Source organism: Hydrogenophaga sp. (assembly GCF_041913525.1).
Lineage (GTDB): Bacteria > Pseudomonadota > Gammaproteobacteria > Burkholderiales > Burkholderiaceae_C > Hydrogenophaga.
The window spans coordinates 597870-620641 of sequence record NZ_JAYSFD010000001.1; the positions used below are offsets into that span (position 1 = coordinate 597870).

At 65.6% G+C, this 22772-nt stretch carries 7 protein-coding genes; 6 read left to right on the top strand and 1 reads right to left on the bottom strand.

Translation table 11 applies throughout. The annotated features are described in order from the left end of the window. Positions 1-11: 11 nt before the first annotated feature. Positions 12-16649: an Ig-like domain-containing protein gene (locus ACE3RQ_RS02705; protein ID WP_374519634.1), complete on the bottom strand. Its 16638-nt coding sequence runs from the start codon at positions 16647-16649 to the stop codon at positions 12-14. 469 nt (positions 16650-17118) lie between these two features. On the opposite strand from ACE3RQ_RS02705, the gene uvrB reads away from it, so the two are divergent. The 6 genes from uvrB (at position 17119) to hscB (ending at position 22741) form a co-directional block, all read left to right on the top strand. Next, positions 17119-19215: an excinuclease ABC subunit UvrB gene (gene uvrB / locus ACE3RQ_RS02710; protein ID WP_374519636.1), complete on the top strand. Its 2097-nt coding sequence runs from the start codon at positions 17119-17121 to the stop codon at positions 19213-19215. Positions 19216-19441: 226 nt separating this feature from the next. Next, on the top strand, positions 19442-19978 hold the full coding sequence (gene iscR, locus ACE3RQ_RS02715) for a Fe-S cluster assembly transcriptional regulator IscR (RefSeq protein ID WP_374519638.1): 537 nt from the start codon (positions 19442-19444) through the stop codon (positions 19976-19978). A gap of 109 nt (positions 19979-20087) precedes the next feature. Next, entirely contained in the window at positions 20088-21305 is a 1218-nt protein-coding gene (locus ACE3RQ_RS02720) for an IscS subfamily cysteine desulfurase (protein WP_374519640.1), read from the top strand. Positions 21306-21325: 20 nt separating this feature from the next. Next, positions 21326-21712 (top strand): Fe-S cluster assembly scaffold IscU, encoded by a 387-nt coding sequence (gene iscU / locus ACE3RQ_RS02725; protein ID WP_374519642.1) that lies wholly within the window; start codon positions 21326-21328, stop codon positions 21710-21712. A 122-nt stretch (positions 21713-21834) separates the two neighbouring features. After that, positions 21835-22158, top strand: coding sequence for an iron-sulfur cluster assembly protein IscA (gene iscA / locus ACE3RQ_RS02730; RefSeq protein ID WP_374519644.1), 324 nt, complete (start codon positions 21835-21837; stop codon positions 22156-22158). A gap of 64 nt (positions 22159-22222) precedes the next feature. Further along, complete coding sequence (gene hscB / locus ACE3RQ_RS02735; RefSeq protein ID WP_374519646.1) at positions 22223-22741, top strand: Fe-S protein assembly co-chaperone HscB; 519 nt, start codon at positions 22223-22225, stop codon at positions 22739-22741. The last annotated feature ends 31 nt before the right edge of the window (positions 22742-22772 follow it).

Here is a 22772-nt window from a genome sequence, read left to right on the forward strand (position 1 = left end):
GGGCGCTGCGCTTAGCTGTGGGCCAGGGGGCTGGCCACCAGGTCATCCAGGGGCCGAACGAAGGTGCCATTGAGGGCCGCGATTTCCACGTTGTCGCTTTCGTGGCCGGTGTACCGAAGTTCGGTGTAGCCACCCGAGGCGTGGTACCAGCGGGTCTCGTACACCTCTTGCCCATCCACCACAGTTTTGAGGAATTTGCCTTGCTGACCATCGGCGGTGATGAGTTGGTCGAAGTCGAATCCCGGGTCACCCATCTCGATGTAGAGCTCTTTCCACTGGGCGTGCTGGCCGCACTGAATGTCCAGCCGGTCCATGTCCTGGCCCACCGTTACCCGGGTGAGTCCGCCCATCTGGATCGTGCCCCAGCCATCCATGGCCACGACGTGCAGCTCGACGTTGGCGTCGCTGGCGTCGATCCAGGTGTTGTGGGCGCCGCCGTCGATACGGGCCAGCACCGTTGCTGGCGGCTCGTCCGCGCTGGCGATTGCGGTGGGCGCCTTGACGTGCAGCTGTGCCCGGTGACCGTCGCCCAGGTTGAGTTCGGTGTTCAAGGCGTCGATGCCAAGCTCGATGAGCGCACGTCCGTCGCCTGCCGTGATGGACATTCCCGCGGTGTTGATGCGATAGGTGTCGTCACCCCCCATGCCCACCACCTGCTTGATGCCCGTGGGCTGGTCGAACACGAAGGTGTCGCCACCCAGGGTGCCGATGAGGCTGTCCACATTGGCGTCCAGTGTGACCTCCAGTGTCTGGGCACCGTCGGTGTCATCGGCCTGGTGCACGCGGGTTTGGCCGTCTGCCAGCGTGCTCACGTGGAGCGGGCCACGCAGCTGGTGGGCATCGACCACGTCTTGCGCGAGGGCATGGCCGTAGACGTGCACGGTGGCACCTGGGTCGCCGGGTGTGCTCGGCAGTGGCGTCAAGGTGACGACGTTGGTGTTTTGCGCGGTGAAGTGATTGGCGTACAGCGTTTCGTAGCGCTCACCGTCGTTTGCCCAGGGGCCTTGGTCGCGCAGGTTAGCCAGGTCCAGTGGGTTGAGGGCCATGTTGGCAGCGCTGACGGTGGTGTCGAGGTTGAAGTGCACCGATCCCTGCCCGATGAGCACCAGGTTGTTGCCCGAGCGCAGGTCCACCTTGTCCCAGCCGGTGCCGGTGACCACACTGACCCACGTGTCGCTGGGGCCGCTGGCACCGTAGCGCGTGAAGCGGTCGTCGAAGTCGCTGCCCACGAATTGCTGGATGCCCTGGTAAAGCACAAAGCCCTGGTAGTTCGTGCCGGTGTGCACGTGGTAGCCCTGGCTGCTGTCGGGGCTGCTGGCCGGTGCCATGGCAAAGCTCACCACGTCGCGCCCTGGGCTGTGGCTGCCATCCACGATGAAGCCGGCCAGCAGCCGGCCGTCGGTGCCCACGATGGGCGTGAGCTCTTGACCCAGCAGGTACAAGTCGGTGGCGGCGCCGCCACGCACAACGCTGCGCGGGTCCATCACGATGACGCGGTTGGTTGAATCGGCGCTTGAGTCCCTGGTGTCCAACTCGATGTTGGGGCTGTCTACGCGGAGCCGAAGGTCGGGCAGTGTGATGCTGGTGGGGGCGTTGATGTGATAGGTCGCCACAGCGCCTGTGGTGTTGGCCAGGTTCACTCGGACCGGTACCGGGTTGTGGTAGTGGTCCGCCTGGGCTGGGTCGAGCACCTGATCGGCTTCGTCGGCGAAGCAGAGGTCGTGTTCGGTGGCGGCCTCGCCGTTGGTGACGTGCGAGACCTGAGCTGAGCGAATCACCCGCACCTGCGTGTTCGAACCATAGGGAAAGTCGTCTGCCCGCCCGGTGATGAAGTGGTAGTTTTCCTGTGCTTGCAGGGCTTTGGCCATGTCAAGAATGGCCTGCGACAGCGCCGGCAGGTCGGCCTGGGGATGGTTTTCCTGGGCGGCCACGCGCTGGCGAACGGCGTTCTGAAAGTCCGACAGGGTCAGGCCCTGCCCAGGCAGCGTTCCGGCCATCAGGTCGATGATCTGCAGCCAGCCCGACAGCCAGTTCACGTAGGGCGTGGCCCGCATAGCGTCGCGCCAGAACTGCTGGTAGACCACCCCGGCCTCCACCTCACGGCCCTCGCTGAGCAGCTGCTGGTGCAACTGGTAACCATGCCCGGCATTGGCCGCAGAGGCACTGTCCACCCGGAACAGGTTGGTGGCCAGCATGGAGGGTAAGGTGGCGGCACCCAGCCAGGGCAGTGCGGCCATGGTGCCGTAGTGGATGCCCAGGAACAGGGCGCTGTCGAACGCGGTGTACAGCGAGGCGCCACTTTCTGGCCCGTAGAGCAACCAGGTGATGCTTTGGCCCATCACGTCCATGGCGGGCACGATGGTGGACAGGATGAAGTGGGCCAGCGACACCCCGCCGGCGTTGATGGAGCCCTGGGTGATCCAGGCCTGCGCCAGGGCGGCATCGCTGATGAGACCCCAGGCATGCAGTCGCTCGACTGGGATGCTGGTGGCGGCCGAGTTGCCGATGAAGTTGGACAGGCCGCCAGCCGTGACCGCCAGGTGGCGCGCCCAGAGGTAGTTCCCGATTGGCCTGAACTCGTATTGGTTCAGGGCCAGTCCCGCGACACCGTTGATCACCGTCCAGGTGTCGGAGTCCATGAAGGTGAGCGGGTGCAAGAGGTTCTTGCGCGTGTAGACGCTGCCCAGCTTCTTGGTCGCCGCAGCCTTGGCACCCCATTCGAGGGCCAGTTCGCCTAGCGGCTCACGGTGGCGACCCAGCAGCCAGGGGTTTCGGTTGTCGGGAAAGTTCCAGTCGTGTCGGAACTTGTCCCACCATTTGTCCAGGGTGCCAGGGCCCAGGTTGTACCAAACCGAGGGCACCTGCATGTTGTTGGCCAGGGTGCCCGCGGCCTGGAGGGCCGAGCCGATCACCCGCCCTTGGTAGTAGTCGTGCCACTGCCGACCGGCCTCGGTGCCGGTGTACGTCAGGGCGGCCTGACGGTGGTAGAGCACCGCGTCTGACACGGCACCGGGCACGTACAGGCCGATGCTGCCCAGCGAGGCCATCAGGCGTATCCATTGAATGCCATCGGCCAGTGCTTTTTTCTCGGTGGCGATCAGCACCTGCTCGGAGGTTTTCAGTTCGTTTTGTGCGTCTTGCAGCAGTTGATCGGTCAGCTTTTTCCCGAGCCCGGTCAGCTCTTGTACCTCGTCTTGCAGTTGCGCGCCCTTGGTGCTTAGCGCCTCAAAGCTGTCAGACGCCTGTTGTGCCCAGGCCCTGAGGTTCGCCGGTACCACGGGTGTACTCCCACCTGCAGGCGAAAAGGTGTCGGACAGCAGAGTCGAGAGGTCGTTGAGTTCCGCGTCAGTGACTTCGTACTGGCCGTTCAAGTCCAGCGACTTCTTGAGCGTTTGCACGTCGGCGTTGATGGTGGTGGCCAGGTCTGCAACGGCCCGTTGCACCGATCCGTGCAGCGATTGGGCGCGTGTCCAGTCACGTTGGTTGGCCTGCAGCACGCCTTGGGTCTGCAGTTCGTGCAACAGGTCGCAGAACAGGGTGTTCGCATTGGTAAGGCGTTCATTCAGCTCAGGGGTCAGGGCGCTGAGGGCTTTTGACGCCCGCTGCAATTGAGTGGTGCTGCCATCCAGCGACAGGCCGCGGAGGTCAACAATGGTGTCCAACTGTTCGGGCTGTTGCAGCGCCAGGTATTGGCGAAGAGCCTCGATGTCGCCCATGCGGGCAGCGTCCTGCTCATTCAGGTTGGTGCTGCTGATGTACTTGGCCACCAGCTCGATGGCCTGGGCCATGTTGTCGGCCAGCATGGTGTCGGGGGCGGTGCGGGTGTTGATGTGCGCCCGCATGGCCGTGGCCTGCATGTAGACGGCGCGCAAGCCGTAGCCGGACACGGCGGCAGTGGAGGCATTGCCCACAAAAGCGGGGGACGGGTCTGGCAGTGCCAGCATGGGCATCGCCTCAAGAGTTGAGAGCTTGGCGCCCGTCGCTTCTTGGGCGGCTTGCAGGCCACGAGCGAGGGTGGCTTGCTGCAACCACTGGTGGGTGTCGGTACTCATCACGAGGCGGCCTTGTGCGTCCATGCCAACGGCAATCTGCTCATTGAGCAGGTTGGCCACATCAGGCGCTTGCATGGCGGATGGGATGGCAATCACGCTCGGCATCAGCCCGATGGCGGCCAGGGCCTCGGTCCAGGTGCGACCGTCGCCGTCTAGCGTGACCAGGCCCGTTTCTTCGCTGGCATCCGCGCTCAGTCCTTGTTGAAGCGCTAGGGCCAGCTGCTCGTCGGCTGAACCCGACTCACGCGTGAGCTGGGCTGTGAGCTGTGACCATGTGTCGGTGGACATCAGAAGTTCACCGTTTTCGCCCTGGACGATCAGCCCTTCTGTCTGGTTGAGCTGTAGGCGCTGCGCGTCGCCAAGGCCGCTGGCGGTGAGACCGGTGGTGTCGATGGGGTTGCCTTGTGCATCGAGCAGGTGGCCCAGGGGATGGCCGCTCTGCTGCAGTAGGGGGGCGAGGTGCGCGGCCTTCACGCTCATGACAGCCGGTGGCGGCTCCAGGTCCTGGGCGTCACTTTGTTGCAGTGGCACCGCGTAGGCGGTGCTGTTGCGCAGGGCCAGCAAATCGGCGGTCTGCATCACGAGAAAGCCGTCGGGGGTGAGGAAATAGCCCGCGCCACCAGTGGGTTCGGCCAGCGCCTGGCGCTGCGCCCCGTCTAGGTGGTGGGCGTCTTGCAGCGTGCCGAGCAGGCTGAGGCGGTGGTCGTGGCGTAGGGCCTGTACGGTGTCGGGGTCGTTCACCAGCACCAGTGGCTCGGTGGAGGCCAGTTGCGCCTGCATGAGCGTGGCCCGCAAGGCGTTGTGCAGCGCGGCCTTGTTCTCCAGCGCGCTGATTTTCAGCTGGGTGGCCATTGCCTGGTGGGTGGCGTCGCAAACGTAGAGGCGCCCGCGCTCGTCTGTTCGACAACTGCCGGGAGAGAGCTGGCTGGCCAGGTCGCCGGCCAGCAGTTGAGCTGGTGCGCCCAGGCTCAGGTGCGAACGCTCCAGGGCTTGGGCTAGCAGGCCCTCGGGGTCGTCCAGTTGCCACACCCTTTGGTGCTGGCCGTGGGCATCGGTGTAGTCGATCGCACGCCAGGCGTGCTCGTACAGGCTGGCCTCAGCGCTGCGCCCGGCCAGTTCCACGGCTTGCCTCAGCCGCAGCAGGTCATTGGCATACAGGCTGGTGTCGTTTCGCCCGGTGATGTCGCGTTGAAGGTCAATGCCCAGGGTACTCAACTGCTGCTGCGCATCGGCGGCCCAAAGTTCGCGCACCAGGTCTTCGCTGGGGGTGGCGCCTGTATGGGCCAGGCGCTCGATGAGCGCATCGTAGGCAGCCAGGTGCTGATGCAGTGCCGCGGGTGCCAGGGTGAGCTCGGGCGTGGTAGCGCCGTGCTCCAGCGCCTGCACCATGGCCTGGGCGAGTCGGGCCGTGTCAGCACTCATCCAGGCACGGCCCTGGGCGTCTTCAAACACGGTGCCCACAGGGCTTTCCTGCAAGGCCTGGCCCAGCGCGGTGGCCTGGGCAAAGCGATTGGTGGCCTGGCCACGAAGCAGGAGAGAGTCGACCGGCACGAGGGGTACCCCCGCACCCCATAGTGCGGACAGGGCGTCGGCGTCTGGCAGCATGACCAGGGTGTGAGCTGTGGAGGTTTGCTCAAGGGCCACGCGCTCGAGCAGTTCTTGCCAGGAGGCCTGGGTCACCAGCAAGCGCACCTGGCCATCGGCGCCGGTGTGCACCATGGCTTGGCCGGTCTGGTGCAGCGGGTTGAGCAGGTGTTGCCCGCTGGGGGCGGTCGGGTCGACGCGGGTCAGGTCATTGGCGAGCCAGTGCTTGTCTTGCCAGGCTTGCAGCACACCGGGGGGCAGGGCAATGCTCAACACGCTCAGGCCGGTTGGGTCGTCGGCGCTGGTGGCGAGCACCGCCAGCTGTGTGATGTCGCTGCGTTGCACGAGATAGTCCACCTCGTCGGCGATGGCTTGGGCGGAGTGAAGGGCATTGGCCGCCAGGTGGATGGCTTGGTCGTTGCCGCTCATGGCGGCATCTGTGGCCGCGACCCAGGCCTCTCGGGTGGCCTGGGCCACTTGTACGGCGCCTCCTGGCAGACGCAAGTAGGTGCCGGGACCGCTCAGGGCGTTTGCAGAGTTCACCTCCAGCAGTGGAACTGACAGGGCGCTCAGCAGCGCAATGAGGTCGGGGTGGTGCAAGGTGGTGAGGCCCTGGTCTGTGCTGGCGTTGTCCAGTGCCTCGAAGGCGATCTGGCCCAGCTCGCGTCGGGCAGTCCATTGTTCTTGGGCGGCTTCGCGCAAGAGCCACTGGTGGGTGCTGGCCGACAACCACCAGTCGCCCCGGCTGTCTTGGGCCACCGCCAGTTCGTTGGTGGCCAGGCGCTGGGCCGCTTCGAGCAGCGCCGCCTGGGTGAAGGTGGCGTTGCCCAGTCCGTCGGGCAGGACCAACGTGGTGGTGGAGTTGAGCAGGGCACTGGCTGTGTCGCTGGCCAGCGCCTTGTCGTAGGCGGCCTGTGCGATGCGAAGGGTGTCCAGGCCAATGGTGTGCCAGCGCCCATCGGTGTCGCGGGCCTGGGGCCGGCCCACCTCGGGGTGGCGTGAGAGGAAGTCGTCCACCGTGGCGTTGGTGTGCAAGACCAGCAGGCGCCCACCCATGGTGTCGCTGGCCTGGCTTGCAGCGCGGGGTTTGGCCGATGCCAGCAGTGCCTCGGTCATGGCCTGTGCGCTGTCCAGGTCCAGGGTGATGGCCACCTGGTGGAGGGTGTCTTGCAAGGCCATTGCCGTCGCATGGGTCATGTGAAGGGTGCCATTCACCGGGCGTGCTTGTCCGTCAAACAGCACCTGTCCATCGCCCACGATTTCCACGACAGTGTGGTTCACACCCAGGTTGGCCGCGCGCACCAGCCAGGCCTGGAGGGCCCGCGCGTCTACCGGCACGGCCACGGTATTGGGAGCCACGGTTTCAGGCGTGCAGGTCAGGGCCACGAGTTGCTGAGTGGCTTCAGCAAAAGAAGGTGACTCGCCCGGCGTGTCTTGGGCCTGGTCTTGAAGCTGTCGTTTGCCCACGGTGTGCGTGGCCTCAGGCAGGCCGAGCAGGTCGTGACCCAGGCCATAGGCCTCTCGAACACGCAAGGCCAGTGCCTCGGTGAGGTACTGCAAGGTGTTGGCAGACATGAGGTGGTGGTTCTGAGCGTCGACAACCACAGTGAGCGGCCGTGCCAGCAGGCCCTGATGCAAGGCGTTGGCCAACTCGACGTCGCTGGTGAGGGTGATCGCTTGGCATGGCAAGTTCAAGGCCTGCAGCTTGGCCAGCAGGTCGGCGCCCTCGGTAGGCACCAGCACCCAGTCATGGAACACCGCCCACCAGCCTGGGGGTGTATCGGGTGAGGGGCTTGGGCAGACCTGGGCAAGTGTCTCGCGTGCCAGTGTTTGCAGGCTGTGGAGCATGCGCAGGGAGTCGCCAAATAACTCGTCTGTGGCGCTGGCGGTGCCCTCGCCCCGGGCCACGGCAGCCAGCCCCCTGGCCTCGGCCAGCAGCAGCGCCGCCGTGGCGGGTGTCATCCAGCGGTGGCCGTCGTTGTCGGTTTGCACGCTTCCAAGTGGCAGCTCGGCCAGGCGCACGCGACCCAGAGCGTTGTCGAGAAAGACACCGCTGTCACGCACAGTGGCCAAGGTGCCGTCCAGCGGCACGGTCAACTGGGGACCAAGTTGCATCAAGCCCTGGCCGCTGTGGGCCGCCAGGGCGTTGTGCAGGCTCTGCACCAGCTCGGCGCTGTCTTGCAGCAGCGCGATTGGCCAGTCGCGCAGGCGCGCCAGGGCGGTGATGACCTCGATGTGGCCCAGCGGGCCAGCCGCAGGCAGCACGTGCGGTACATCGTCGCCCACGGGCAGCGTCTCGGGCTCGATCTGATGGCCGGCCACCAGCAGGTGCGTGGCCTCCCATGCCACCTCTGCCCGCGCCCGCTCCAGCAATTGCCGTCCCTGCCGCGCAATGGCTTCGTGGGCTGCTGCCGAGACAAGGATGTCGCCGTTGACGGCGCGGCCCCAGGCCAGCGAGGGACCCAGCAGTGTGTCCATACTGGCCGGTGAGGCGGTGTCGAGTGTGCCCAAAGCGGTGATGGGCGGATCGGCGCTTCGCAGGAGTTGTTGCAGTGCCTGCTCTGATGCGCCAGGTGTTTGAGCCGGAAGACGCCAGATGGCGTGGCTGCCGTCACTGCCTTGAACGCGATCGGGTTCTGCGCCAGTCACCCAGGCATGCACCTGCTGCGCCAGTTCGCGGTAGCGGTCGAGGCTCGCGGTGCTGGCGATCTGGGCAGGGGTGTCGTCTGGCAGTACCAGTTCGTGTGGACGAAGCGCATCGGCGACTGAGCCGCCCACGCGCAGGGCGTGTTCGGCCAAAGCGGTAGACCAGGCGTCCAGCGTGGCCTGGCTCACCAGGTAGTGGCCATTCCAGGGCACCACTGCACCAATCTGAAAGGCCGGACTATCGGTGGACAGGTGAAATGGCCATAGGGTGTCGAGCTCTACCACGTCGAGGCCGAGCTGCTGCAGCTGGCTCACCAGATCGTCAGGGCCGTCGATGCGCAACAGGCCCGACAGACTATCGGGCATGGCCCGCGCCAGTGCATGAACCAGGCGGTTGGTTCTCAGGAAGTCTTGGCTGGCCTGTGTCGGGTCAAATGCCAGGGCGCTGGCCAATGACTCCAGTCTGGCGTTTTGCGCCAGCAGCCAGTCGCGGGTGGCAGAGCTCATCACCAGGTGGCCTGGCTGGGTGAGATCGCCCTGCACGGTGCCGCAGCGGGCCAGTGCCAGCGCGGCCGTGGCCTCGGCGCTGCCATCGAATGCGCCCATGGGCCAGAAAGCCAGGTGGAGGGCGCGCAGTTCGCTGCTTTCCACGGCCACGCGCACAAGACCTTGAGGCAGTGCCTCGGCGGCTTGCAGCGCCGCCATGGCGTGCTGATTCACCACGGCGACTGGTGTGACCTCGGGTTCGGTGGCGCACCAGATGGCGCGCGCTGCCAGCCATTGGGCAGCAGTGTCGCGCACCAGGGCATCGAAGGTGGCTTGCGCTACCCACACCAGCCCACGCGCGCTGTCGTGAAAGCCTTGGCCGGGTTCGTCCCGCAGCGCCTGCAGCACTGTGTCGGTGAGCTGCGTGCCACCGGCGTCGATGCTGGGCAGCGCCACGCCCACTTGCCGCAGGAGTTCAAGCAGCGCTGGGCTCAGGGCTACCAGGCCTTGCAGCGACTCGTCACCGGCCGATGCCACCTGCAGCGTCTGTCCCACAAGCACGGCGACGCCATCAGGGGTGGTTGTGCGCATGAGTTCGTGCAGCAGCACCTCGGTGGCCTGCGCCTTCTCACGGAAGAACTGCGCCTGCAGATGCTGCTGCAGGGCCTGCCACTGGTTCAAGCCGATCACCACTTGTTGCTGGTCGTTCAAGGCAAGGGCGGGTGAGGTGCCTTGCAGCAAGGCGTCCAACCCCGCCGGGCTAAGCTCGGACAGCTTGCCCACTGCTTCGGCCGAGATGCCAGCATTGGCCAAGCGTTGTTGCACCGCTGGCAACGCGATGTCTTCCAGTGCCACCGCATTGACCAGCGCCGCACCGTGGACCCATTGCGGTCTGGTGGTGCCCAGCAGCGCGTGCAGGGCTTGCGCGGTCTGCAGCCACGTCTGCAGGGTTTCGACCGTGGTGGGCTGGGGGGATGCTTGGGCCAGTGCATCGTGCCCCTGAGCCAATGTTGGGGCAGCGGGCCGGCTCGGGGGCAGTGCCAGAGGTGTGCCGTCCAGGGATGTCACGCTGCGGGTTAGCTCGCTTTGCAGAGTGTGGGCAAGTTCGGTGTAGAGCGCGCGGGGCAGGTACAGCACGCCGCGGCTGGCGTCCAGCAGCGGGGTATCGGCTGCTTCGAAGCGCTCGGCCAGGGCGTGGTGCATGCCCAGCGTGCGGTAGCGTTCGATGCGCTCGGGCTCAATGTCGGCCAGTCGCAGCAACGCCTGCAGCACTGGGGCATCGTGCAAGGCCACCAGGCCAGGGTGCTCTGCAGTGTCGGTACCCATGGCTTGCAGCGCACGCAAGCCGGCCAGGGCATCGCTGGGTGCCAGGTCGTTTGGCAAGACGTCGACCTGGGGCAGCGTATCCAGGGTCTGCAGCCACAGCTTGAGTGCCGCCACGCTCTGGCGGCCCAGGGCGATGGAGTTGGTCTGTGCATCACGCATGACGTCGCCGGGCCAGGACAGGGCATCGAGTTGTTCCACCCAGCGCAGGGGAAAACCCATGGCCTGCAGTTGGGGCAGCAGGTGGGCAGGCAGGTAATACGGGTCACTGGCGGGACTGGCGTGGGCCAGCGCATCGCGCAAGGGTTCCAGCGAGGTGGCCGAAGGGTGCTCGATGAGCTGGTCCATCAGCGCGCCGGCCAGTGAATCCCGAGTGGCCGGTGCGATCAGCAAGCCACCGGACACACGCAGCAGCACGCCGGGCTCAGCCAGTGCGTTGGTGGGGTCTTCATTGCCGTCGCGCACAGGACCGTGGGGTACGCCAGCCGCGGTCAGGCGCGGCAGCAGGTCGGCGGACACCAGCAGCGCGGTGCCTTCGGCCCATGCGGTGTTCAGTGCCTGGAACGCCAGCGCTGCGGGGCTGGCCGTGGGGTTCAGGTCGGCATGGCGCAACAACTCCACCTGGGTGGCCAGCTCTCTCCAGGCGGCGCGTGGCAGCAGCAAGTCACCGCTGGTGGTCACCACCCAGGCCGACTGGTCGATGGCCAAGGTGCTCTGTGGCGAGTCCGTGTGCACTACCTCCGGTGTGTTCAGCCCCTTGCCGTGCAGGTGATCCAGCAGCCAGGCCGCTCCGGTCAGGCGCAGCGCACCGTCGGCCTGGTCGCCGGGGGTGGCGGCCTCGATGGCCAGCGTCACCTCTTGCCAGGCCAGCTGACGCTGCTCCTGCTGCACCGCCCCGATGCGCGAGAGCAATTGGGCCTGTACGCGGGACGACATCCACACCAGCCCCGACGCCGGGTCGCGCAGCAAGAGACCTTCTGGCAGAGGGGTTTGCGTCCAGGCGCTGAGGTGGTCGTCGGTCTTTTCCAGCACCAGGGGCGCGTCGATGCCCAGGTCGCCAAGTGCCTGCAGCACCATGCCACCCACCACCACGTTGCCATGCTCACCCTGGCGGGCCATGCCAAGGGCCTGCCAGGCGCTGTCGGCCAGCGCTGCCCTTGCGTCCAGCAAGCGCACCAGGGCGGCGCTTTCGCCGTGACCAGCGGCCGTGCCAGTGCCGCTGTCGAGCGCGTCGCGCAGGCGGTTTTCGTGTGCTGCCGCCTCCCGAAGGGCGTCGCCCAGCGTGCTGCGCACCGTCAGGGTCAGGTGGGCGTCGGGTGAGGTCTCCCCATCGGAGGTGATGACCGACGCGGTGAAGCCGCGTGGCGTCTCATCTGGCGCGCTGAGGGTATTCCGGTAGCGAATGGCGTGCAGCAGGGCCTCAGCTTGTGTGGTCGTGAGCGAGCTGCCATCGGTGGGGCGTAGCAGCGTGCGGCCCTGGGTGTCTTCTGTCCACTCCAGCGGGCTGGGCCAGGCGCCCGTGGCGTCGCGGTAAAGGTTGGCGTAGGCATCGTCAAGGTACCAGCGGTCGCCCGGTTGGCGCTGGGTGGCTTTGATGCAGATGGCCGCGACTTGCTGACCGCGTTGGTCGATGTCTTGAAGGCGGGCATTCCCGAACAGCGCCAGATCGGCATTGGGATCTTGGCGCCAGGTGGCCTGACCATCGCTGTGTCGACCGTCCATCCGCACGCGCAAGGTGTGCAGCACTTCCAGGGTGAACAGATGTGCTTGTGGATCGAGTTGGGCGGCGCCAAGGCTTTGGCCACCATCGTCTTCCACCAGGAACTGGAAGCTTGGGGGGCCGTCTTCCCGCCCGGCCTCGCACTGGTAGCGCAATGCGCCGGCGTCGAGCTGATCGCGCGTGACCCAGGTGCCGGCCATCAGGGGCCGGCCGCTCAGCAGGAGCTGGCCGCTGTTGGGCAGGCTTTCAATGCACACGCGGCCAAGCCCGTCACCGTCTACATCGCTAATGGGGAAATCGGCGGTGCCGAACACCAGGGTGCGCCCTTCAATGACGGTGGCCTGGTGATCGTGCCCGGTCGGTGCGTCGTTGACACTGGCAATGTCCAGGTCAATGACTACCGTGCGCTCCTCGTCGTGGTCCGTGCCTGAGGTGCCAGGGTCTGTGCCGGTGTTGCCCATGTCATTGAGGGTGACCGTCAGGCTCACGTGGTCGTGGGCATCGGGGGCGGGCTGGTACTCCGGGCCGGCTGCACCGTTGACGAAGGCCTGCAAGGCCGTGACGGTGCCCAGCAGCGTGAGCGTGTCGCTGTTGTCTCCCAGCACTTGTACGCCAGCCGTGGCGATGGCGTGCAGAGTGCCCTGCCCGTTGGGCACGCGCAGTGTCAGGCGCACGGTGCCGTCGCCGGCATCGGCATCGTTGAAGAGCAGGCCAGTGATTCGCAGGGCAGTGTCTTCGGCCCCGTGCAATTGGGCCGGGGCGCCTATCGTGGGGCGCTCGTTCAAGTGTGGCGCGGTGGTTCCGCTGCTGTCGGTGCTGCCGCCGGTGCCAGTGTCGGCCCCGGGATGCGGCAATACGCGTTGAACCACCACCGTGCCAACCGCGATGGCCGCGCCCACGGCCAATGCGCCCGCTACCACGGTCAGTGCATCAGCCGAGGGGGCCAGTGCCACCAACTGAAGCGCGCGGTACCGCACATCGCCACGCAGCGTGTGCAAGGCCTCGCTCAGCTCGATGCGCGCTGCCGTGGTCTGCAACTGGCTGACCGTGTCAGCAGTACCGGTGACGAAGACGCTGCGCAGGCGATCTTGAAGCCCCAGCGCGATCACCAGTGGCGTGCCCGCCGCCACGCCAGCCATGGCGGCCGGGTCCAGGCCGGTGTTGTGCGTCGGTGCCGCCGTGCCGGTGTCTGGGGTCGGTTCGGTGGTGGCCAGTGGCAGTCCTTGAGGCACCAGCACCAGCCCCATGACACGGGTGTCTTGTTCGTTCAGGTCGGTGCCAGTGAAACCAGGATCGGTACCGGTGTGGCCTTGGTCATCCAGCGTTACCGTGAGTTCTGCCATCGGGTGCGGCACCAGCCGCTTCACCGACTGTTCGTCTTGCACGAAGGCTTCCACCACACTGGCCAGGCCTTCGATTGAGAGGCAATCGGTGCCGCTGCCACTGACGGTGACACCCTCCCGCCCAATGGCCTGAAGATGCCCGGCCTGGGTACTCAACACCAGGCGCACCAGCGGGTCGATGGCCTGGGGGTCGTTGTCCAGGCGCATCAGGGTGCAGTTCAGCGCCGGTGGCTCATGGTGCGGGGCCGCATAGGAGATGCCTGGCTCGCTTTGAACCAGCGCGTTTAGCGCCTGCAGAGTGCCGCGCAATTGCAGGGTGTCGCTGCCGTTGCCTTGCACCACCACTTCGGGCGTGGCATTGGCGCTCAGCTTGCCCTCGCTCACGCGCAATGTCAGCACCATTTCATCGCCGGCCGCGTCCACGTCGTTGAGACGGATGCCGTCCAGGCGGGTGGTGCCGCCCTCGCGAACGTCCATGGTGAGCACGGGCGCGATGGCTGGCGTGTCATTCACGGCCGTTACGGTCAGCGAGAAGGTGCCCGGTGTTGCCTGGAAAGTGCCCTGCCAGTCGCACACGCTGTACCGAAAGGTGACGATGCCATTGAAGTCACGCACGGGCTCAAAGCTGAGGTCGCCCAACCGATCGGCTGGTACCACCAGGCCCGCCACCACCGGCTGGCCCTGGTAGGTGAGCAGGCCTTGCTCGGCGGCAGGCAGCGTGTCCAAGCGCACGGCAGACAGACCATCGCCTGTGTCTTGGTCGTCAAACGCGAAAGCCCCAACATGGAACAAGCGCGGCTGGAAGGCCAGGCGTGCCACGTCTGCTGCTGCGATCACTTGCCCAGCGGCCACTGCCACGCCATTCAGCCTGAGCGTGCCCTGAAGGGCGTCAGGCACTTCGTCCAGGCGAACCCTGGGCGGGCCGGCTTGGTCATTGGTGATAGGGTCCGCCCCCAGTGCGGTGGCGCGAAGGCGAATCTGATTGTCTTCGGCCATGGTGGCCGAACTTGCAGCACTTGTGGGCGCGTCGTTGGCGTCAGCTACGCCAATGCGCAGCGTTTGCTCGGTCCATTGGCCGCTCAGGTCGGTGCTGCGCACCCGCACCGAGACTTGTGGTTGCGTCTCGTGGTCAAAGCGCGCGCCGTCTGCCACCGACAGCACGCCTGTACTGGCGTTCACCACGAAACGCCCGTTGGCGTCGTCCACCAGCGAATAGGTGGCGCTGTCGCCTTGGTCCACGTCCCAGGTGTGGGCCCGGGCCACCACGGTGCCGGCGATGGCGTTTTCCGAGACCTGCGGGTTCAGTGCCTGTCCCAGCAGGCCAGGGGAGCCCGCGGCCGAGGTCAGCTCTCGCAAAGCCAGCGAGCCTGGGGTGTAGTGGCCATCCCAGATGCGCACTCCCTCCAGCCCGCCGATGAAACCGTCAGCAGGGTGCTCCGCGCTGGCGCCCAGCTGGGTGCCGGGGTGCAGCTGCAATGGTGTGCTCACCCCCAAGCGAACCACTTCGCCGTCGATGATCAATGTGGGGCGGTTGTCCTGAACAATCACCGCGATGCGGGTCTGTGGCTGCACCTCGCCGGCCCATGTGAGCAGTGGGGTGAGCGCGCCGTTGTCGGCATACACCGACACCCCATTGCTTCCCACCGACACCCCGACGCTGGCGTGGTTCAGGTCCCCCCAGGCGCTCTGGCGCTGCGGCGCGATGGCGAAGTGTTGCCCACTGTTAAGTGGATCCACGTGCCCCCCCTCGTTGTGGTGCAGCACGATGGTGGACATGGGCGTGGCGGTGAAGACGATCGCGAAGTCGCGCCGTGCACCGGGGTCTTCGCCCGCACACAGCGCGGTGGCCGTCGTGCCATCGAACACGGCGCCAAACCCCACGCCCACGGGAGTGTCGTCCTGGCCTCGCACCGTCACCGTGAGCGTGGCGGTGCTCCTGGCGCCGGCGGCATCGCGCATGCCATAGCTGAAAGTCTCGCTCAGGGTGTCGCTCGCGCGGCGCAGCGCTTGCACGGCGGGGTCGGTCTGGTTCACCGCGTAGCGGTAGCTGCCGTCGGCGTTGAGCCACAAGGTGCCGTGGGCACCCTGCAACGCCTGGCCCACTTGGCCTGTGCGAGTGCCAAAGGAGACGATGTCGACGCTGAAGGTGTCACCACCATCGGGGTCGCGGTCGTTGGCAAGCACATTGCCGTTGGGATCCACTCCCAGCGTGCCATTTCGCCAGCCACCGGCTTCCACAGCAATGGCTTCATCCGCCTCGGCCACAGGCGCATCGTTACGGCCGCTGATCGTCAGCGTGAGAGTGTTGCTGCGCGTGGCCCCCGCCAGATCGCGCACGGTGTAGACGAATGTATCGGCCAGCGTGTCGCCCGGACCACGAAGGGCCTGCACGGCGGGAATTGAGTCGTCCGCTGTGTAGACGTAATCGCCGTTGGCGGCCACCGTGAGCGTCCCGTAGCGCCCCACCAACGCCGTGCCAGTGCCCACGGCAGCCTGCCCGACCAGCCCAGCTGACACCACCGTCAAGGCGTCGCCCGCGTCCACGTCCCAGTCATTGGCCAATACATTGCCGCTGGCCGAGCGGCCGGGGTCAGACTCACCCTGCTCCACTGCCATGCCCGCATCTGCCGTGGCCACCGGTGTGTCGTTTCGCCCGGCAATCGTCACCGTCAGGGCTGCTTGGCTGGTGGCGCCTGCGTCGTCCTGGACGGTGTAGGTGAACGATTCGCTGAGCGTTTGGGTGCCGGTTCGCAAAGCTTGCACGATTGGCAGACTGTCAATGACGCGGTAGACGTAGCTGCCGTCTGCTTGAATCACCAGCCAGCCATACGCGCCTGAGATGGCTGTGCCCGCCGGCACCGCCGTGCCCGCCTGGCTCACGCCGATGACACGCAGGCTGGACGCGGCGCTGTCGGGATCGCGGTCGTTCATCAACACATTGCCCGATGCCGGTCTGCCCGCGGTGCTGTTGTTGATGCCCCCCGCTTCCAGGGCGCTCCCGCTGTCGGCATTGGCCACCGGTGCATCGTTCACCGGCACCATGTTCACCATGACGCTGGCTGTCGGGCCGTTGCCTGTGGAGGTGCGGCCAAGCACGTCAATCTGGCGAGCCGATTCGCCCGGCAGAACCTCTCCCGCGTCCCGGTACCGGATGGCCGCCAAGGCTGTTTGCCAGGCGCTGTCCGTGGTGAAGAGGCCGCCATTGAGGTACAGCACCGGACTGGTGACGATTGACACGTCCACAGGCAGGGGCAGTGGCGCGCCACCAGAAGTCGAACTCACGCTCATTCCCAGTGGCAATGACTTGATCGACCAGAGATCGCCAGCCTGCGGATTCAGCATCGTTACCTTGATCTGCACCCATTGGTCCGAATTGATGCTGGTGCTACCCGCACCCACCCTTGCGGCGGGTGCTATCGAGATCGAGGCGCCCCCTTCTGTGTAGGCAATGGTGTTGTTGACACCGGCGAGAGTGCCGTTGAGATCGATGGCCATGGAGTCTCCTTCTGGTTGGTGCGGATGGCATGTGGTCAATGCCCGCCGGGCCCAATGAAGGAAAGTCACCGCTGTCCATGGCCGATGCCTAGGCGCCGCGCGGTCTAAGTGGCCGCGCTGTGGCTCTCCTGGGCAAGCGTTCCCCCTGATATGGACGCTTGGTGCAACTGCTGATGTTTTCGATCAAACGCTCGACGGGCCGTCGAGGTGCCGGTGGGGGGATGGTCCGGCGCTGACGGTGCCTCGAAGCCCGCAAGGTACTCTTGTGGCGATCTCAAAAAAATACTACCAAGGAGTTAAAAAGAACAAAAAGCAAGCGATTTATGTGATTTTTTTGAGGTATCAAGAACTATTTTTCGTGTCAGTAAAAACTCCAAATCCGCTTCCAAAAGTCCTTGCGGGCCGCTGCGGTGCCGCCAGGAACGGCCAGCGCCAGCGCGGCTTAAGCGCCATCCGGCACAATTTCGCGATGCCTGCCGTGCCCTTGATCGACGCCACCCCCGAGAAGCCCGCCGAGGGCGAGTTCGTCCGGTTTCCCGACTCCCCCTTCGAGCTCTTTTTGCCCTACCCACCAGCGGGTGACCAGCCCACCGCCATCGAGCAACTGGTGGAGGGCGTCAGCGACGGCGAGGTCTTCCAGACCCTGCTGGGCGTGACCGGCTCAGGCAAGACCTTCACCATGGCCAACGTCATCGCGCGTTGCGGTCGCCCGGCCATCGTCTTCGCCCCCAACAAAACCCTGGCGGCCCAGCTCTACAGCGAGTTTCGCGAGTTCTTCCCCAAGAACGCGGTCGAGTACTTCGTCAGCTACTACGACTACTACCAGCCCGAGGCCTACGTGCCGCAGCGCGACCTGTTCATCGAAAAGGACAGCGCCATCAACGAGCACATCGAGCAGATGCGGCTCTCGTGCACCAAAAGCATCCTGGAGCGGCGCGACGTGGTCATCGTGGCCACCGTCTCGGCCATCTACGGCATCGGCAAACCCGAGAGCTACCACCAGATGGTGCTCACCCTGCGCGTGGGCGACCGCCTGGGCCAGCGTGACCTGATCGCGCAATTGGTTCGCATGCAATACACCCGCAACGAGCAAGATTTCTCGCGCGGCAAATTCCGCGTGCGGGGCGACACCATCGACGTCTTCCCCGCCGAACACTCCGAAATGGCCATCCGCATCGAGCTGTTCGACGACGAGATCGAAAGTCTGCAGCTGTTCGATCCGCTCACCGGCCGCGTGCGCCAGAAGATTCCGCGCTTCACCGTGTACCCCAGCAGCCACTACGTCACGCCCCGCGAAGAGGTGCTGCGCGCGGTGGAGGCCATCAAGCTCGAACTCGACCTGCGCCTCAAAGAGCTGGTGGGCATGGGTAAGCTGGTGGAGGCCCAGCGCCTTGAGCAACGCACCCGCTTTGACCTGGAAATGCTCAGCGAAGTGGGCCACTGCAAGGGCATCGAAAACTACTCGCGCCACCTGGCTGGCACCTTGCCCGGCGAGCCGCCGGCTACCCTCACCGACTACCTGCCGCGCGACGCGCTCATGTTCCTGGACGAAAGCCACGTGCTCATCGGCCAGTTCGGTGGCATGTACAACGGCGACCGGGCGCGCAAGACCACGCTGGTGGAATACGGCTTTCGCCTGCCCAGCGCGCTGGACAACCGGCCGCTGAAATTCGAGGAATTCGAGCAGCGCATGCGCCAGGTGGTGTTCGTGTCGGCCACGCCGGCCGATTACGAAATGAGCCACTCAGGGCAAGTGGTCGAGCAGGTGGTGCGCCCCACCGGCTTGGTCGATCCCGAAATCGAGGTGCGCCCCGCCACCCACCAGGTGGACGACGTACTGGAAGAAATTCGCCTGCGCGTGCAGCGCAACGAGCGCGTGCTCATCACCACGCTCACCAAGCGCATGGCCGAGCAGCTCACCGACTACCTCACCGAAAACGGCGTGAAAGTGCGCTACCTGCACAGCGACGTGGACACCGTCGAGCGGGTCGAGATCATCCGCGACCTGCGCCTGGGCGCCTTCGACGTGCTGGTCGGCATCAACCTGCTGCGCGAAGGCCTGGACATCCCCGAGGTCTCACTGGTGGCCATCCTGGACGCCGACAAGGAAGGCTTCCTGCGCTCCGAGCGCAGCCTGATCCAGACCATCGGCCGCGCCGCGCGCAACCTCAATGGCAAGGCCATCCTCTACGCCGACAAGGTCACCGATTCGATGAAACGGGCCATCGGCGAGACCGAGCGCCGGCGCGCCAAGCAGATCGCCCACAACCTGGCCCACGGCATCGAACCGCGCGCGCTGAACAAGAAGGTCAAAGACCTGATCGACGGCGTCTACAGCGAAAAGGCGGGCAAGGAAGCCGAGCGCCTGGCCGCCGAAATCGCCCAGCGCGCGGCGGTGGAGGAAATGAGCGAGCGCGACGTGGCCAAGGAAATCAAGCGGCTGGAGAAGCTCATGCTGGAGCACGCCCGCAACCTCGAATTCGAGCGCGCCGCCCAGGTGCGCGACCAACTCGCCCACCTCAAGGCCCAGGTTTTCGGCGCCGCGGGCGAGGACCATGTGGCCTGATTGGTTAAATTGAAAACCAATTGGTTTCGTCTTGTCCTGATCTGTCTGTTTGGGTACAATGCCGAGCGAATCAGTCGGTTTTTGATGTATACTCGACGAAAACAGTCGGGAACCTTCTCGCAATAAATGACCCTCAAGGGTCGGGGCGGGTGGAGAAGGGGCTTCAACGGCAACCCGCCGCTGAAGCATGACCACGACGGTCAAGCCAACGAACCTGGAGCTTGAAATGCGCCTCACGACCAAAGGCCGCTTTGCGGTCACTGCCATGATCGACCTGGCCCTGCGCCAGAACAACGGACCTGTCACGCTGGCTGCCATCAGCCAGCGCCAGCAGATTTCGCTGTCCTACCTGGAGCAGCTGTTCGGCAAGCTGCGCCGCCACGAACTGGTGGAATCCACCCGTGGCCCGGGTGGCGGCTACACGCTGGGCCGCAAGGCCAGCGACATCACCGTGGCCGACATCATCGTCTCGGTGGACGAGCCCATTGACGCCACCCAGTGCGGCGGCAAGGAAAACTGCCTGGGTGAGGGCAACCGCTGCATGACCCACGAACTGTGGGCCCAGCTCAACGCCAAGATGGTCGACTTCCTCGATTCGGTCTCGTTGCAGTCCCTGGTGGACGACCAGCTCGCCAAGGGCGTGGTGGTGGAAAACGCCCCCATGATCAAGCGCGCCATCTCCAGCGCCCCGGTGGTCAAGCCCATCCGCGTGAACGCACCCAACTCGGTGTTCGCCTTGGGAGGGGCTGCGTTCTCCAAATGACAGCGGCGGCGCGCGGCCCCGGCCGCCACCGCCCCCCTTCGTCCCTTTCCGGCCGCCCGGCGCTTGACGCTGGTCGAACGGGTTTCGATTTCTGATTGATTCGCCTGCCATGAGCACTCCGCACTTCCCCATCTACATGGACTACAGCGCCACCAACCCCTGCGATCCGCGGGTGGTGGACGCCATGATCCCCTGGTTGCGCGAGCACTTCGGCAACCCCGCCTCGCGCAGCCATGCCTGGGGCTGGGAAGCGGAGAAGGCCGTGGAAACCGCGCGTGAGCAGGTGGCCGCCCTCATCAACGCCGATCCGCGCGAAATCGTCTGGACCAGCGGCGCTACCGAGTCCAACAACCTGGCCCTCAAGGGCGCTGCCCACTTCTACAAAGGCAAGGGCAAGCACCTCATCACGGTGAAGACCGAGCACAAGGCCGTGCTCGACACCATGCGCGAACTGGAGCGCCAGGGCTTTGAGGTCACCTACCTCGACGTGAAGGCCGATGGCCTGCTCGACCTCGATGTGTTCAAGGCCGCCATCCGCCCTGACACCATCCTGGCCTCGGTCATGTTCGTGAACAACGAGATCGGCGTCATTCAAGACATCGCCGCCATCGGCGCCATCTGCCGTGAGAAGGGTGTCATCTTCCACGTGGACGCCGCTCAGGCCACCGGCCGTGTGGACATCGACCTGCAGAGCCTGCCGGTTGATCTCATGAGCCTGACCTCGCACAAGACCTATGGCCCCAAGGGCATCGGTGCCCTGTTCGTGCGCCGCAAGCCGCGCGTGCGCATCGAGGCCCAGATGCACGGTGGCGGCCACGAGCGCGGCATGCGCTCGGGCACGCTGCCCACCCACCAGTGCGTGGGCATGGGCGAGGCCTACCGCATCGCCAAGGAAGAGATGCACGCCGAGAACCAGCGCATCCGCGCGCTGCACGACCGCCTGCTCAATGGCCTGAAAGACATCGAAGAGGTGTTCATCAACGGCCACGAAACCCAGCGCGTGCCGCACAACCTGAACATGAGCTTCAACTACGTCGAAGGCGAGTCGCTGATCATGGGCATCAAGGGCCTGGCGGTGTCGTCCGGCTCGGCCTGCACCTCGGCCAGCCTGGAGCCCAGCTACGTGCTGCGCGCCCTGGGCCGCAGCGACGAGCTGGCCCACAGCAGCCTGCGGATGACCATTGGTCGCTGGACCACCGAAGAAGAGATCGATTACGCCATCGCCACGATCAAAGAAAACGTGGCCAAGCTGCGCGAACTCTCGCCCCTCTGGGAAATGTTCAAGGACGGCATTGACCTGTCCACCATCCAGTGGGCCGCCCACTGAGTGCATGAAGGAGAAACACCATGGCTTACTCTGAAAAAGTTGTTGACCACTACGAAAACCCCCGCAACGTCGGCTCCTTTGACAAGGGCGACGACACCGTGGGCACCGGCATGGTGGGCGCACCCGCCTGTGGCGACGTGATGAAGCTGCAGATCAAGGTCAACCCGCAAACCGGCGTGATCGAAGACGCGCGCTTCAAGACCTACGGCTGCGGTTCCGCCATTGCCTCCAGCTCGCTGGTGACCGAATGGGTCAAGGGCAAGACGCTGGACGAAGCCGCGGCGCTGAAGAACAGCGAGATTGCCGAAGAGCTGGCCCTGCCGCCGGTGAAGATTCACTGCTCCATCCTGGCCGAAGACGCGATCAAGGCCGCGGTGGACGACTACCGCAAGAAACACGCGAACTAAGTTCCCCCTGCGCCGCTCCGCGGCTTCCCCCCAGGGGGACCACGCCAGCAGCCCGGCTGAGCCGGTTCTGCGGCGTGTGCTGGCGAGGGGCGCTCTCGCATCGGTACACAGATTTAAAGAACATGGCCGTCACGATCTCTGAAGCCGCAGCCCGGCACGTCACCCGATACATCGCCAAACGCGGCAAAGGCGTGGGCGTACGCCTGGGCGTGAAGACCACGGGCTGCTCGGGCCTGGCTTACAAGCTGGAGTACGCCGACGAGATCGCGCCCGAAGACGTGGTGTTCGAGGAAAACGGCGTGAAGGTGCTGGTGGACCCGAAGAGCCTGGCCTACATCGATGGCACGCAACTCGATTTCGTGCGCGAAGGCCTGAACGAAGGCTTCAAGTTCCACAACCCCAACGAGCGCGACCGCTGCGGTTGCGGCGAGAGCTTCCGCGTCTGACGCCCGCTGTTTTGTTAGCCAATGGGCCGCCCTCGCGCTCGCGCGTCGGCGGCCTTCGTCTGCCATGAACCTGCAATCCAACGACTTCGAGATTTTTGGTCTGAGCCCGGCCTTTGCCCTGGACCGCCAGGCGCTGGACGAACGCTGGAAAGACCTGCAGCGCCAGGCCCACCCCGACCGCCACGCCAGCGCCGATGCGGCCACGCAGCGCCAGGCCATGCAATGGTCGGTGCGCATCAACGAGGCCTACCAGCGCCTCAAAGACCCGATCAAGCGCGCGGCCTACTTGTGCGAACTCAACGGTGCGCCCATCCAGGCCGAGAACAACACCGCCATGCCGGCCGATTTCCTGATGCAGCAGATGGAATGGCGCGAAGCGCTGGAAGAGGCCAGTGGCGTGGACGACCTGGAGCGCATGGCCGATGACGTGGCCGACGCCCGCCGCCAGCGCCTGGTGCAGCTTCAGCGCTGCGCCGACGAGCAGCGCGACTTCGCCGCCGTGGCGCAGCAGGTCAGAGCCCTTATGTTCGTTGAGCGCTTTGCCCGCGACGTCGAGAACCGGCTTGAGCAACTGGGACAATAAGCGGTTTCGCTTTACCCCCACCCCCATCTTC

Bases quoted from the DNA above. Each gene is read 5' to 3' on its own strand.
- ACE3RQ_RS02705 (WP_374519634.1), bottom strand. From the start codon at position 16,649: ATGGCCATCGATCTCAACGGCACTCTCGCCGGTGTCAACAACACCATT.
- uvrB (WP_374519636.1), top strand. From the start codon at position 17,119: ATGCCTGCCGTGCCCTTGATCGACGCCACCCCCGAGAAGCCCGCCGAG.
- iscR (WP_374519638.1), top strand. From the start codon at position 19,442: ATGCGCCTCACGACCAAAGGCCGCTTTGCGGTCACTGCCATGATCGAC.
- ACE3RQ_RS02720 (WP_374519640.1), top strand. From the start codon at position 20,088: ATGAGCACTCCGCACTTCCCCATCTACATGGACTACAGCGCCACCAAC.
- iscU (WP_374519642.1), top strand. From the start codon at position 21,326: ATGGCTTACTCTGAAAAAGTTGTTGACCACTACGAAAACCCCCGCAAC.
- iscA (WP_374519644.1), top strand. From the start codon at position 21,835: ATGGCCGTCACGATCTCTGAAGCCGCAGCCCGGCACGTCACCCGATAC.
- hscB (WP_374519646.1), top strand. From the start codon at position 22,223: ATGAACCTGCAATCCAACGACTTCGAGATTTTTGGTCTGAGCCCGGCC.